This is a genomic window from Paenibacillus sp. NRS-1760 (genome assembly GCF_050467785.1).
GTDB lineage: Bacteria > Bacillota > Bacilli > Paenibacillales > Paenibacillaceae > Pristimantibacillus.
On record NZ_JBITPK010000021.1, the window covers coordinates 304,394 to 318,069 of the forward strand.

A 13,676-nucleotide genomic window follows, 5' to 3' on the forward strand; every position below is an offset into this window, starting at 1 on the left:
CTTCCAAAAGCTCTTATTTAAGGTTTTAGCATAACATCCAGATAGTCAATCTCCGCGTAATCAACGCCTTTGGTAAACCGGATTTTATTATGTCCGACAGTTAAGTTTTTCTCGATTACAGTCGACCCCCAGTTTCCCCAATCGGAATACACAATATCGACTGCTTGACTCGCTCCTCCATTGACAGTCAAGTTGTACGTTGAAGTATGGTAGGGATCTCCAGCTCCGTTAGCCGTTCTTGCAGACAGGATATAGGAACCTGCCGAAGCGACGGTAACATCGAATTCGACATAGCTGTTCACATTATTGATTTCAACCTTTTTGCGGCCTGAGGCCGTCTCTTCCTGAACTCTCTTTGCCCCGTTCGCAAGCTTCGCCTCCTCGGCTTCATATCTCTTCCTCTCGGGCTCTCCGGACGGTGTCCGGATCGGGAAATTCGATGAGACCGGAACGCTGAGGTTAGGCGTGTTGTCGGCATTCCACGTAAAAGGCTGAGCTCTTACATTCCGTGTCCATTCTGCGCCTGAAAATCTAGCAGTATGATAGATTAACCAATCCTCCGTGCCGTCAGGCGATTTGGTGAAGCTATTGTGCCCCGGTCCGAAGATGCCGCTTCCACTGCTGAAAATCGACGAGTTTTTCTTCGTCCAGGAAGCTGCTGACAATAAGTTGGACGTGGTGCTTGCCGTCAGCAGTCCCAAGTTGTAATTATCGCTCCAACTGCCATTCGCCGAGTATACAAGATTAACCTTATTGCCTTTGACGATAGGCTGCGGCGCTTCATTTACATCAGGTAAATCAGGACCACCCTGACTCATCTCCCAGCCATAAGTAGGCGATGATATTAAGGTCTTTGCGCTTGACAGCGTATACGGATTGCTCATCGATGCCACATAGATGTTCTGGCGAAGCTGATACGGAGAATCCCATCCGGACCAGAACCAATACAACTGACCGGCAAGATTCAACACGGTGCCGTCGATTGCCCACAAATCCGTCGCGTCGGTTATTTTCCCTTTATCGGTAAAAGTTCCTTGGAACGGATCGGCGTTTGTATTTTCCAGTACAAACATGCGATGGTTTAAACCCTTATCACCGCATGTCGCGGCCGAATAATAGGCATACCAGGCATTGTTCAGAAAATGAATTTCCGGCGCCCAGACATCCTGACAGTTAGCCGCGTTAGGGTTATTGGTCGGCGGTGTCCAGATGACTTTCTTCTCTCCGGATTCAATACCGGACAGGGTCTTGGACCTCCATATCGTCACATTGTTTCCCGTCGTCCGGGTATAATAATAGTAACCGTCAGTATGTTTATACATCCATGCGTCGGCGCCATCCTGAGAGATGACGTTATGGAAATCGGATCGGGCAAGCAACGGCGAACGCACCTCTACTTCGGATAGTTCCACAAGGCTGCTCTGACCGCCTCCTGGAAATTTTAACCGCAAATACCTTCCCGAAGCGTTCAAAGTATACGAGTACTTCGATGAATCGTAATTCAGACCCTCGGCAGGTACATTATTCGCGCTCAGTATGTTTGTCCAGGCAAGCTTGTCATTACTAACCTCAAAGGTGATATTGGTTGGCACAGTATATGCGGTGCCATAAGGATATTCTCGGAAGTATAAAGCCACATCCTGTATGGACGTTATTCTCCCCAAATCTACCTCCCACCATGAGTTTACCGCTCCTGCGGCGGTTGAAGCCCATGCATTCTCCGCCGTTCTGCGGGAGTGCGTACCGTCGTTTGCCTTAGCTGCCGGATACATCGTCGAATACACCGATGAAGCCGTCGCTTTTCTCTTGAAGGCAGCATTCAGCGTCTGCCGCTGATGCTGAGGAAGACTGCGGTTGTAGATCCCCACCTCCGACACTTGCACTAGACTATCCTGGCCGCCGTCCTCAAACAGCAATCGGACATATCTTCCTTTGCCGTTTACGGAATAGGAATACTTAGAAGACCCATAGGTCTGACCAGTCGCAGGAACGTTAGCCGATCTTGCGATCAGTGTCGTCCAATTCGTATTATCGTCGCTTGTTTGAACCGTAATCGTCTTAGGCACCATATAGGCCGTATCTGCGATAAATTCCCTGAATTCTACCTCGATGGTTTTGAATTTTTCCTGCTGCCCCAAATCGACCTTCCACCAGCTGTTCAGGTTCGTACCCGAGGCGCTGGACCACGCATTGTTTGGACTGGCGGTTCCATGACTATTCAACCCGTCATTCGCCTTGCCTGCAGTATAGGTACTATCAATTACAGAAGATGCGGAAGCAGGCTTTCCGATCGCTAGGTTAACGGATGCTGTTACCGCTTTTTCTTGCGCGATTTCAACCTCCGAAAGCTCGATGATCGAGTTTTGCCCGCCTGTAGGAAACTTCAGCTGCACGTATCTAGCCTCTCCTTGGAAAGGATAGAGGTACACTTCGGAAGCATAGGTTGAATTTTCCAGCGGAACATTCGTCGATTGATTGACGACCGTTGTCCAATTGACGTTGTCGTTGCTTATTTGCACGGTTACCGAGCTCGGTACCATGTATGCTTTTTCTTCAAATTCACGATACTTGACTCGCACGCCTTCCATCTTCTGCTTTTTGCCTAGGTCCAGCTTCCACCAAGAATTAAGCGTAGCACCGCTAGCAGTAGCCCATGCATTCTCCACGGAATCATTGCTGTTAATACCGTCCACGGCTTTATTGGAAGCATAGGCAGCGCTGTACTGCGATGAAGAAGTAGCGGTTTTCTTAAAACCCGGATTGGATACGATAGTGTCCCAATATTTTTTGGCACGAGCAAACTCTGTCGCATCGTTCTTGTAGGCATCGGGATTCCACATCCAGTTCGCTATCGAAATAGCATAAATTTTATGCGGAGTTGTCGGCCGGAAAATATTTTCGATGACGCCTTCGGAAGTATTTCGCGGCATATCGTTCCATACGTAACCGCCCGGCAATGTTAAAGGTTGAAAAGTCGGAACTAGTGTTTTCGTTTTAAACGGAACTCTTCCATCTGTAAAGTAATAATCGTTTATCTCCCATTTCGGTACGATCGGATCTTTAAAATTCAATCTTGTATCCGCCAGTTCGTAATCATTGTGCCAATAGAACGGCAGTTTATAAGGATTGTTCGAAGAGTTTCTCCAAGTAGATACGTTGGCAGGAGTTACCTCCGTCGAGAAGATATCATACCCTGTCCAAGTCGCCCCGATCTCCGGGATCAGTCCGTCCGTAAAAGTATTCAAGTAAGTGCTGATATCGGTCGCACCAAGAAAATATTTCTCCGGTGTCGTCAGCAAATAAAACCCTTCCTGACCTGTCAAACTTTTTTGTACTTTATTAGCCAAATTCCGATGCTTCGCCGGATCCGGATATGCCTGATCGTCAAAGGCCAGCATAATTTTGGAAGCGCCTTCATCTAGTGATAATTTAAACAAATCGAGCAGCTTGCTATACTCCGCATCAGTCGGCATGCCTCCCGAATAACCGGGATTAACCTCCTGCATAAGCTGGATGATCCCTTTATCCCTTTCATAATTGCTAAGTTCCTTTACCGCATTCACGTAATCCGCATTAGGATTTCTCCATCCAGTTTCTTTCTGTAAAAGATGGCTGTAAGATAAGCTGAACACGTTGACCTTCAGCAAAGGAAGCATATGCATCCAGTCTCTAGCGTCGGAATACGTAAATTCGCCTTCATTATTTTTATGAAATTTTGTGTAGATGTCCTTGATGATCCGCATATCCATATCCGGATAGTCGCGAACCGATATGACCCGTAGCCTAGTTAGGGAGCTGCTCGAATCTACCATTTGGGCAAGGCTCGTCGAGCCGTAATAGGCTCCGATAGCCTCGTAACCGGTTACTAGCACGATATGCCGATTACCGACCAACGCCCGCTCGATTGCATACCCCTCCTTATGATCGGGAACGTCAATGGAGTGGCTGCCGTTAATGGTATTGGTATTCGCCGTTCCGATGGCAATGACCACCGAATAGGCGGAATTGGATTGATCGTCGTAGAGTATCGGAATTTGCTGACCGTTCTTGCGCGCAATGACTCTTTGTAGCAAATTTGCACCCTCCTCCTCCGCCGGTGAAGCATCTCTTCCGATAACGATAGTCGCTTTATAGGAAGTACCGTCATGCAGCGTCAAAAACTCGTCCGTATAGCTAACCTGCTGAGGTGTTGGTACGATCTTGTCGATATCTGCAATCGCCGCACTGGCGCGCTCGAATGGGCCGATGAGAAATCCGGTTGTGGCAAGAGCTAGAACCATCACTATTTTTGTCAGATACACTAGATAACGTTTCATTTAATAACCTCCTCTATTATTCTTTAAGCGATCCCAGCATTGCGCCTTTGACAAAATATCTTTGCAGGAACGGGTAGACGACCAGAATTGGCACCGTAGCAAAAATAATAATACCTGCGCTCATCATTTCTGGCGTAACAGGCATATTTAGTTCGAACTGTACCTCCCCCATGAAGTTGTTCAAACCTTTCTTAGCGACTAGGTTCTGCAACAGCACCTGCAAAGGATAGAGTGTCTTGTCCCTGATGAAAACAAGTGCGGAAAAGTAAGTGTTCCATTGATAAACGGCATGGAAGAGACCGATGGTGGCAATAACAGCCGTCGATAAGGGCAGCACGATACGGAAATAGATGCCCGCCTCGCTGCAGCCGTCCATCTTCGCGGCATCGAACAGCTCTCCGGAAACATTCCGGAAAAAGGTTCGCATTATGATCACATAAAAGGCGCTTGTTGCTCCCGGTATCATCAATGACCAGAGCGTATCGAGCATATGGAGAGATTTGACAAGCAGAAAGCCCGGTATAAGTGGTGCGGGTAAAATAAAAGTAAGTACAATGAGCCGCATAATCCACGTTCGACCTGGCATGGTCGTTCTAGAGAGCGCGAAAGCAATCATGGACGTGAGAGCCAGTGTAATTAACGTGCCGACAATGGTAATGTAGACACTGACGCCCATCGCCCTCCACATTTCATCCATCGAAATTATTTTTTTGTAAACGGCAAACTGCAGTCCTTTGGGCCAGAAATAGACTAACTTAGCCTGTGCATAAAGCGGTGAACTTAAGGAAACCGACAGGATGTGAATTAACGGAGCCAACATGATTAAGCTTAGAGCGGTCAAAATAGTGACCAAAAGGGCTTGAAAAGCAATAAGTTTACGCACGATTCCACCTCCTAAGTTAGTAAAGGCTCTCTCCGGTTGTTTTACGACTGAGCGCATTCAGCCCGAATACAAGTACAATGCCTACCACGGCTTTAAATAAGGCAATTGCTGTCGTATAGCTGTACTGGCCGCCTACCAAACCGAAAGTATATACATACGTATCGAACACTTCTCCAACATCCCTAACTAGCGGATTCAGGAAAATCAGCACCTGCTCTACATTCGCGTCCAAAATATGCCCAATCGAGAGAAGCAGTACGACAACCATCGTCGGCATCAATAAGGGCAGTGTAATGCTCCACATTTGTCTCCATCTGCTGGCGCCGTCAACCATGGCAGCTTCGTAGAAATTCGGATTAATTCCGGATAGTGCCGCCAGATAGAGAATGGTGCCCCACCCAACCTCTTTCCAGATTCCAGTGGATATCAGTACGGCTATAAAAGTGTTTCCTTGCGTTACATAGTCAATCTTTTCTATACCCATTTGACTAGCTATTGTATTAATAATGCCATCGTAAGAAAGTAGATTAATGAAGATTGATCCGACGATAACCCATGACAAGAAGTGAGGCATGTAGACAACAGTTTGTACGATTCTCTTAAACGCCATCGATTTCAGTTCATTCAGCAGCAACGCTAAGATGATCGGTGCAGGGAAACCGAACAACAGCGAATAGACGCCAAGCTTCGCCGAGTTGCGAAACACTTCATAAAAATCTTCGAAACCGAACATCCGCCTGAATTGAGCAAAGCCAACCCACGGGCTGTGTAAAATTCCTTTGAAGATGTTATAGTCCTGAAAGGCAATGACATTGCCAAGTAGTGGAACGTATTTGAATATTAAAAAATAGAGCAATCCAGGCAAAGCGAACAAGATGAGAATCCATTTGTCGCGTAAAACTAACCGCCTATTCATAACATCACCTGCCGATTCTTGTGGATGGCCAACATGCTTTTTCAGCTTTACTGATCATTCGCGAACCACGCTGCATGCATGAGGCATGCAGCGCAATCCACGATTATCGTTATTTATGGAACGCATTATACCATTGCGTTGCTTCATCAATTGCTTTATCTCCGCCGCGTTTATTCCAGTCCGCAACAAATTTGTCAAAGGCATCGATCGGTTGACTTCCCGTCATGATCTTGGAGAACATCTCGACGAACATCGTTCCCCAAGTCGATATCTCCGGGTTATTCTGGAAGGTGACAAGCGGCGGCATATACAGACTATCATGCGGCATTGCAATATCCGCCGAGAGCTTATAGCCTGCAATTATCTTTTCCGATTCCGGCAGCGTTTTTAATACCAGATCGTTGTTGAACCCGATTTCACGGGGGTTGATGGACAATTGGAACATTTGGAACGCATTTTTGTCCGCATTCACGGGAGCCGAAACATCATATTTGAGCTCTCCGCCTTCGTCGGTATAGTTGGAGCCCTCAATTCCATAGGCGAAAAACTTATCAGCCTCCGGATCACTCCATGCCCAATCGAGATACTTGATGATTTCTTCGGGATTTTTAACTTTGTCAGGAATCACCCATACGAAATAAATGCCGTCGGACACGGGTCCCAAGCCTCTTTCGCCTCTAGGTCCCGCCGGTGGAGCAACCATCGAGATTTCGACCTTGTCCGGCTCGTTGACAAACTTCTTCGGTGCATTGGTTGCACTGAAGTCTGGTGTGTATTGATAGACAGCGGCAGCAAAGCTTCCCGACTTGCCGTTATAAATATCTGCGCGGAAATCCGCTTCCTTCTTCGTGAACAAATCACGATTGACATAACCTTTCTCATATAGCATTCTATAAAATTCAATTGCTTCCTTCATCTTAGGGCTGATCATATCAGGAATTAGCTTGCCATCCTGCATGTGCCAGGTTCCGGGATCAACACCAAACGATCCGAAGAACATCGAGCTCCATCCCACTCCCTCAAACATCGTATAGCCGTATTCGTCGTCCGGATCACCATTTCCGTTCACATCCTGAACCTTAACCTGCTCGAAATAGTTGAGCCACTCGTCAATCGTTTCCGGTTGCTTTAGGTTAAGTTTGTCGAGCCAATCCTGGCGGATAAAACCGATTCTGTCGTTTGCCGTTCCGACAAGAACTGGAATGCCGTAAATTTTCCCGTCCTTTTGTACACGTGGACTGTTCCATGCGGTTTCGGGAATGCGTTTTTTGAGGTTTGGACCGTACTGATCAATCAAGGAACCTAATTCTTTGAAGATACCCTGTTCAACCGCATCCTTATGAATGGTAGAATCGATACTGGGCGTCCGGACCAAATCAGCCAATTCCCCAGAAACAAAACGCAGAGAGAGCTGTTGATCGTAGTCTGAATGTCCAAGAAAATCAAAACTGAGATTGTAACCCGATAACTTGTTTAATTCTTTGATATAGGAATCTTCTGCTTTTACAGTTTTGGCATACTCCGCTTCTGCATGGGAAAGCAGTACCTTTATGGATTTATTGCCCGAATCCGGGTTTTTGGTACCGCTTTCATTATTACTATCGGTGCTTTCTTTCCCTTCACTATTCGGACTGAGCTCGTTTCCTTTGTTTCCCTTACTAGAACACGCGGAAAGAATGAGTGCTAATGCGATGACGATAACCCAAATTTTCTTCATTTAGTGATACCCCTCTCGTCTAGTGTGGTTCATTATTTATGTTTGCAAGGCGGTCAACTGCCTGAGGTCGCGATCCTTCAAAGCATTTGACCAATCCTTTGAAACTAGACCGTATACTGCGAAGCCTGCACTCACTTATAAATCTATTGCTCTATAAATAGGATTGAATTACTTTGTTGATACCATTCGCAATATCTTCCATATCTCTCTCGGATCCAAGAAGAACGTTCTGGTGTAACCAGAGCAATTCAAGTTCGGCGGCTTTTTCTGCTACCGGACAGCTGTTAGTCCTAACTTCTCCAACCAGCTTGTGGATTCGATCGATAATGGCGGAATTCTTGTTAAGTGGGACGTAACCTGCCGTTGCCGGTATACCCTCTGCATTCAACTTGCGGATAAAATCTTCTTTAACAATTCTGTCTGTAATGTCTCTATCCAGCTTGAACATATAAAGATGGTTCGCATGCTTCGTAATCCTGCTATCATACTTCACGGGCTGGATTCCTTCAATTTGTTGCAAGAGTCCATCCAAATGATTTGCGCTGAGCTGGCGAATTTCCATCTGTTCTTCCACTCTGCTCAACTGTGCAAGCGCAAGCGCAGCTTGCACCTCACTGAACCTGAAGTTCCAGCCAATGCGCTCGTGCTGATACCATCTACCGTTGCGAACACGACCGCAGTTATGAATTGACCAGACATGATCGGCTAATTCCTCATCGTTGCTCACAATGACTCCGCCCTCACCGCTATTGAGATTTTTACTGGATTGGAGACTGAAGGTACCCAGATCACCTAGAGCTCCTACCCCTTGGTCTTCCCATTTGGCTCCTACTGCCTGCGCGGCATCTTCAATTAAAGCTAGTTTATTTGTCATCGCAATTTGCCGCAAGCGTGTCATGTTGGCTGGAGCACCGGCAATATGCACTGCGATAATCGCCTTGGTAGCTGGAGTGATCGCTGCTTCTATTTTGTCCGGATCGATCAGCATGGACTCATCTACATCCACAAATACTGGAATAGCGCCAATCAATAATGCTGCGGTAGCGGTAGCAATGAACGTATAAGGGGGCATGATAACCTCATCGCCGGCATCTACACCTGCAGCCAGTAAAGCAATGCTAATGGCAATTGTGCCATTGTTGACTGTTACGGCGTATTTCGCATCCTGCAGACAGGCAAATTTTTCCTCAAATAATTTGATTTTATCTGGATCCACACCTCCCCAGTTCCCCGATCTAACGGCCTCCAACATAAGCTTTTCTTCCAAGTCTCCGAATATCGGCCACTTGGGAAATGGGTGCGTTCTTATCGGGCTTCCACCATCTATTGCTAATCTTAACTTCTGCATGCTGTTACTCCTCCTCGTTTTTTGGCTCATCGATAATAGCCATAAGTTGTTTTTTCACTTCCGCTTCAACAGCCTGGTCGAAGGGACAAGGAAGGCCGAAATAAGTGACGGATTCAATCGGCTCATATCCGCCTTCCTGCAGCTGATTAGCGGTTGTAATATATCCGATCATTCCATTGCTATAAGCCAGAGGGACTAGGACCGGGGAGCAGCTTTTCAAGAACAAGCCGTATTCCACGACCATTTCGCCATTCATAGCTATGAATGTTAACCCTTCGGCTATTTCTAGCTTTGTTATTTCAAATCGGAATTGCTTCCTGAGCTTGTCGGGTTGCTCCAAGAAACTTTGAGCCCACTTGCGGACGTCGGCTGAAGCCGATTCATCCACGACTCGCTGCAGCTTATCCTTCGTAGGTATTTCTGCAAAGGGGAGTACTGCAATCGACCGCCTACTAGACAACACATTGGGTTCAAGCCATTCAAGTTCTCCAGATAGGATCGCATCTACATCGTCAGCAAATCTTTGTCCTACGATGGAAATGACATCCTGATTGCTTTCGGCAACATTAGGCTTAACGGGATTAATATCGCCGCCGCAGCCTTGAAGATAAGCGCATACCGTCAAGGAGTCGTAACGGTTCTCCAGCCGTTCCATCGCGTAACCACAAAATTCAGAGGATACCGAATTGCGATCCGTTAACGTTGGATGACAGGCAAAGTGGGTTAGCACCCCCTTCTTCTTCCCTGAGAGAGTAGTAAAGACGTATACCCTTAGCTCAGGATCGGTCACTCCTTCGGGGTTAGGAGACAACACAATTTGGTCCCCATTCTTCTTCCTGCGATTTACGCCGATTTCGGATATGCCTTTTCCCATCTGTATGTTCACAGGCTCGGCATCGCCTACTGCCTGTTCCACACTCTGCATTACCGCTTGTTCCAAAAAAACGAGGTAATTCGGATCAGGCTCTCCTATCCCAATTGTTCGCATTGAAATGGCCGGACCGGAGTGCGTATGGGTGGCATGTAGAATAATGGCGTCCACCTTGATTCCCCACTGCCGCTCAATTCGCATGCGCAGTTGATCAGCCAGTTCTTCCGACCAGAACAGAATATCGGCAGACAAGAGCAGCGACTGTAACTTTGAACCATCCGTAGAGTGTTGTTGGAAATAAAACGTTCGCAAGTACAAGCGGCTATCGATGTTCTCGAAGTTTCGATTGTTCCGGCTGGCAAATCCAGCGAGCGGCAAAGCGAATGGTGGAGTGATATCGACTTTGGCTGTACCGACACTCAATTGAAGTTCCACAGAATCACTCCTTTCGATTTCTATGTTATAATACATTTCATAAAGAATTCGGTCATTTTTTTTATTTACCTGGTCAATAAAAAGAAAACAGTGAAGAAATCGGGGGGTAAATCGACATGGTAATGTTTCCGGAATATGAAGATGTTCTGTCTTTATCTGGAGCAGTGAGTCGCAAGTTTTCGTGCGTAGTTACAACGCATACGCTCCATAAGCATTATGCTTTGCACCACCATGATGTGCTCGAACTATCCCTCGTCGTTAGCGGAACCGGAACCGAATTCATAAACGGGAGTCCGCATAAACTTCAACCAGGAACAGTCACTTTTTTACGCCCCCATGATATGCACGAAATATTTTGCGATGATACTGGAGTAGAAGTGATTTGTTGCATGTTCGATATAAGCCTGCTGTTTGGATCCACAATGGAGGCGGAATTCGGCACGATCATTTTAGGAACGAATGACGGATCCACATCCTATTTAGATCTCGATTCACACCCTTATGCCGAAATGAGAGCCTGCCTTGAAAAAATGCGGCTAGAATACCAAGAAGACAAGCTGGCTAAAAATTCGTATATTCGCAGCAAACTGATCGAAGCCCTGATTATCTATTTCCGCGCTCATCAAAGAAGAAATAATCTCACGCCGCCAAGCTCCAATTACCGCAATAAAAAGTTGATATGGAATGTTATTCAATACGTGAATACCCACTATATTAACGACTTATCCCTTGAAATGCTCTCCAGCCAATTCGATACCAGCGTCTCCGCCATTAGTCTAGCGTTCAAGGAAGTAATGGGAACAACGTTCCTTCAATATTTGCACAGCCTTCGGATTAGGAGAGCTACCGGCCTTCTGCTGAACACAAGCATGTCTATACTGGATGCCTCCTTGGAAGCTGGCTTTCAATCCTTTCGCACCTTCTCCAGGGTCTTTATGAAAATCGAAGGAGTATCACCACGCGAATATCGGCTAAAGCACTTAAGGGAGCCAGTAACCTCCTCCCCTCAATTCGATGCTTCAAAGGATTAAGATTCAATGCACCTCACTATCCGATTTGCAATTCTAACGGCGGAACAAGCTTCTTCCGCCGTTATAGGAAGCGGACTATTCATCTCGATTGCCTGAATAAAGCTTGACAGCTGGAAATAATAGGGGTCTTCAAGCTCTGACTTTTCAGGTATGATCACACCTCGATCCGGTGAATGGTTCTGAACCACCTTATTATCGCTCACAATATCCTCATTGAAGCCGTTTGAACTAAGAACCATCTGTTCTCCCGTTATATCAAACCCGGCATGAAAGTCAGTCGCCCCCCAAACAGCCTCTAAGCTAACCTTAGTACCGTCAGCATAATAGAGCCATGCCAACGCTTGCTCCCTACCTTCGAGAGCTACAATTTTAGCTCTTATTTGCGTAATTTGATCTCCAAGAAGCCAAAGCACGTAATCGATATCATGGATCATAAGGTCAAACACAACACCGCCGCTTTTTCGCTTATCCAGAAACCAGCTGTTCTCCGCTGGCGTTAGACTTGCTCTTATAGTACGCACGGACTTAACCGCTCCAACTTCCCCTGATTGCAGCCGCAGGCGGGCATCCTTATATTCCGGAAAAAATCTAACGACATGGGCGACACACAATTTAACACCTTTTGCCCGGCTTGTCTCTATTAATTCCCAGCAATCCTCCTCGGTAAGTGATAGCGGTTTCTCGCAGATCACATGTTTTCCAGCCCCTAGAGCCAGCTGCACATATTCCTTATGCAAGTAAGTCGGCAAAGTCACGCAGATGATATCGATATCCGGACGTGTGATCATTTCGCTGTAAGATGTATAGATTCTTGCCTGCGAAAACTCTGCTAACGAAGCTGCTTTCGCCCACTCGGGATGGCAGACTGCCGTTACCTGTACTCCCTTCATCCTCATCAAACGATCAACGTATACTCTTCCCATCGCGCCGCACCCAATTAATCCGACGTTCATGCCTACCATCCTCCTCTTATTTCTACTTCATTTTAATGAAATCTATTAAAAAGGATGGTCAAAATTATTACGCAAGCAGACAATTCTGATAATCCAAAAAGGCCTTATTAAAATATAGAAAAAGAGAGCCCCTTGGCATTGTTTATGATTTATGAACGAACGACAGCTAAAACGACAGAACTGCTCTCCGAACAAGCACTCTAGCATTGGCAGCTCCCTCCCGCATAGCATTTTCCTCTCTTGTTCAGCTACGTATACGAGTAAGCTAAGAAATTGCTCCTCCATCACTTTTCCAAAGTCCTGGCATGTTCGAATTTCCAAACCTTCTCTTACATTTAGTTCAAATAGTTGCCGCCATTTCACTAAGGTATATACAGTGATAATGTATTTTTTAGCGAGCCGTTTCGACCATACTCTTTAGAGTACACCTCCCCTTGCACCTTTACGACTCGCCCAGAATTTATCAATTCCTCCCTGAGTTTAAAACTCTTTTCCGTACCGGCAAAATCAATATAAAGAGCAACCTCATTATTATCAACGTAGTTTATGGATAGTCAATATTGCTCTTGCGTATCGTTTTCCTTGTCAACAGACAAATAAAAACCTCCCCGCAGCATCCTGCAGAGAGGTTCCCTCTAATAAAAAATCTTCTCATCCCGCTTATCCTTAAGTATTTCCACCGCTTCACGGAACCGCAGTGAATGCACAATCTCCCGCTCCCGCAAATATTTCAAGCTATCCTGTAGATCCACGTCATCCGTTATATCAATTAGCCACTGATACGTCGCCCTAGCCTTCTCCTCCGCCGCTCTATCCTCGTATAGATCCGCGATCGGATCGCCTTTGGCTTGAATATAGGCGGCCGTAAACGGTACTCCTCCTGCATTCTAATAAAACAAGGCGCTGTCATGAGCTACATAATGAGCACCTAGACCTGCAGCCTTAAGCTGTTCTGGCGTTGCATCTTTTGTCAGCTTGTAGACAATTTCTAAATTGCACAAAAAAATAGCCCTATTTGACTAGAGCTTTCGAGGATAATAACCGTTGTATGAATTTATCAAGATCAAGTTTTCCGAATACCTGTACACTACCCTTGCCGTCAATCGTCTTCTCGAAGGTCAATGGTTGCCCCATCATCGTTTCCGTCTTCGGCATTAGCATCACCTCTGCCTTATTTCTATGAATGTCAAGATTTGTCCTATTCAT

The 13,676-nt window shown here is 46.2% G+C and carries 9 protein-coding genes and 1 pseudogene; 1 reads left to right on the forward strand and 9 read right to left on the reverse strand.

Annotated features, from left to right (window positions below):
- Positions 1 to 17 precede the first annotated feature (17 nt).
- From ACIFSR_RS29570 to ACIFSR_RS29595, 6 genes are all read right to left on the reverse strand, one after another.
- Positions 18 to 4,316, reverse strand: coding sequence for a family 43 glycosylhydrolase (locus tag ACIFSR_RS29570; protein WP_339208304.1), 4,299 nt, complete (start codon positions 4,314 to 4,316; stop codon positions 18 to 20).
- A 16-nt stretch (positions 4,317 to 4,332) separates the two neighbouring features.
- The gene (locus tag ACIFSR_RS29575; RefSeq protein ID WP_339208303.1) at positions 4,333 to 5,199 is read right to left on the reverse strand and encodes a carbohydrate ABC transporter permease; all 867 of its coding nucleotides are present in this window, start codon (positions 5,197 to 5,199) and stop codon (positions 4,333 to 4,335) included.
- A gap of 16 nt (positions 5,200 to 5,215) precedes the next feature.
- On the reverse strand, positions 5,216 to 6,115 hold the full coding sequence (locus ACIFSR_RS29580) for an ABC transporter permease (protein WP_339208302.1): 900 nt from the start codon (positions 6,113 to 6,115) through the stop codon (positions 5,216 to 5,218).
- 109 nt (positions 6,116 to 6,224) lie between these two features.
- Positions 6,225 to 7,832 carry an extracellular solute-binding protein gene (locus ACIFSR_RS29585; RefSeq protein ID WP_339208301.1) on the reverse strand — a complete coding sequence of 536 codons (1,608 nt, stop codon included), beginning with the start codon at positions 7,830 to 7,832 and terminating at the stop codon, positions 6,225 to 6,227.
- Positions 7,833 to 7,983: 151 nt separating this feature from the next.
- Complete coding sequence (locus tag ACIFSR_RS29590; protein WP_430062082.1) at positions 7,984 to 9,180, reverse strand: DegT/DnrJ/EryC1/StrS family aminotransferase; 1,197 nt, start codon at positions 9,178 to 9,180, stop codon at positions 7,984 to 7,986.
- A 4-nt stretch (positions 9,181 to 9,184) separates the two neighbouring features.
- Entirely contained in the window at positions 9,185 to 10,486 is a 1,302-nt protein-coding gene (locus tag ACIFSR_RS29595; RefSeq protein ID WP_430062085.1) for a neutral/alkaline non-lysosomal ceramidase N-terminal domain-containing protein, read from the reverse strand.
- A 116-nt stretch (positions 10,487 to 10,602) separates the two neighbouring features.
- Here ACIFSR_RS29595 and ACIFSR_RS29600 point away from each other — a divergent pair, with 116 nt between their 5' ends.
- Positions 10,603 to 11,517, forward strand: a complete 915-nt coding sequence (locus ACIFSR_RS29600) for an AraC family transcriptional regulator (protein WP_339208296.1) — start codon at positions 10,603 to 10,605, stop codon at positions 11,515 to 11,517.
- Here the strand turns inward: ACIFSR_RS29600 and ACIFSR_RS29605 are convergent.
- From ACIFSR_RS29605 to ACIFSR_RS29615, 3 genes and pseudogenes are all read right to left on the reverse strand, one after another.
- A complete protein-coding gene (locus tag ACIFSR_RS29605; RefSeq protein WP_430062089.1) occupies positions 11,514 to 12,470 on the reverse strand; it encodes a Gfo/Idh/MocA family protein in 957 nt (318 codons plus the stop codon). The genes ACIFSR_RS29600 and ACIFSR_RS29605 overlap by 4 nt on opposite strands.
- 635 nt (positions 12,471 to 13,105) lie before the next feature.
- A pseudogene (locus tag ACIFSR_RS29610) lies at positions 13,106 to 13,456 on the reverse strand (manganese catalase family protein); the annotation flags it as partial.
- A 25-nt stretch (positions 13,457 to 13,481) separates the two neighbouring features.
- Entirely contained in the window at positions 13,482 to 13,625 is a 144-nt protein-coding gene (locus ACIFSR_RS29615; protein ID WP_430062092.1) for a hypothetical protein, read from the reverse strand.
- Between the last annotated feature and the right edge of the window lie 51 nt (positions 13,626 to 13,676).

What these genes read in the sequence shown, in the direction of transcription:
- ACIFSR_RS29570 (WP_339208304.1), bottom strand. Translation starts at nt 4,316, where the DNA reads ATGAAACGTTATCTAGTGTATCTGACAAAAATAGTGATGGTTCTAGCT.
- ACIFSR_RS29580 (WP_339208302.1), bottom strand. Translation starts at nt 6,115, where the DNA reads ATGAATAGGCGGTTAGTTTTACGCGACAAATGGATTCTCATCTTGTTC.
- ACIFSR_RS29585 (WP_339208301.1), bottom strand. Translation starts at nt 7,832, where the DNA reads ATGAAGAAAATTTGGGTTATCGTCATCGCATTAGCACTCATTCTTTCC.
- ACIFSR_RS29590 (WP_430062082.1), bottom strand. Translation starts at nt 9,180, where the DNA reads ATGCAGAAGTTAAGATTAGCAATAGATGGTGGAAGCCCGATAAGAACG.
- ACIFSR_RS29600 (WP_339208296.1), top strand. Translation starts at nt 10,603, where the DNA reads ATGGTAATGTTTCCGGAATATGAAGATGTTCTGTCTTTATCTGGAGCA.
- ACIFSR_RS29605 (WP_430062089.1), bottom strand. Translation starts at nt 12,470, where the DNA reads ATGAACGTCGGATTAATTGGGTGCGGCGCGATGGGAAGAGTATACGTT.
- ACIFSR_RS29615 (WP_430062092.1), bottom strand. Translation starts at nt 13,625, where the DNA reads ATGCCGAAGACGGAAACGATGATGGGGCAACCATTGACCTTCGAGAAG.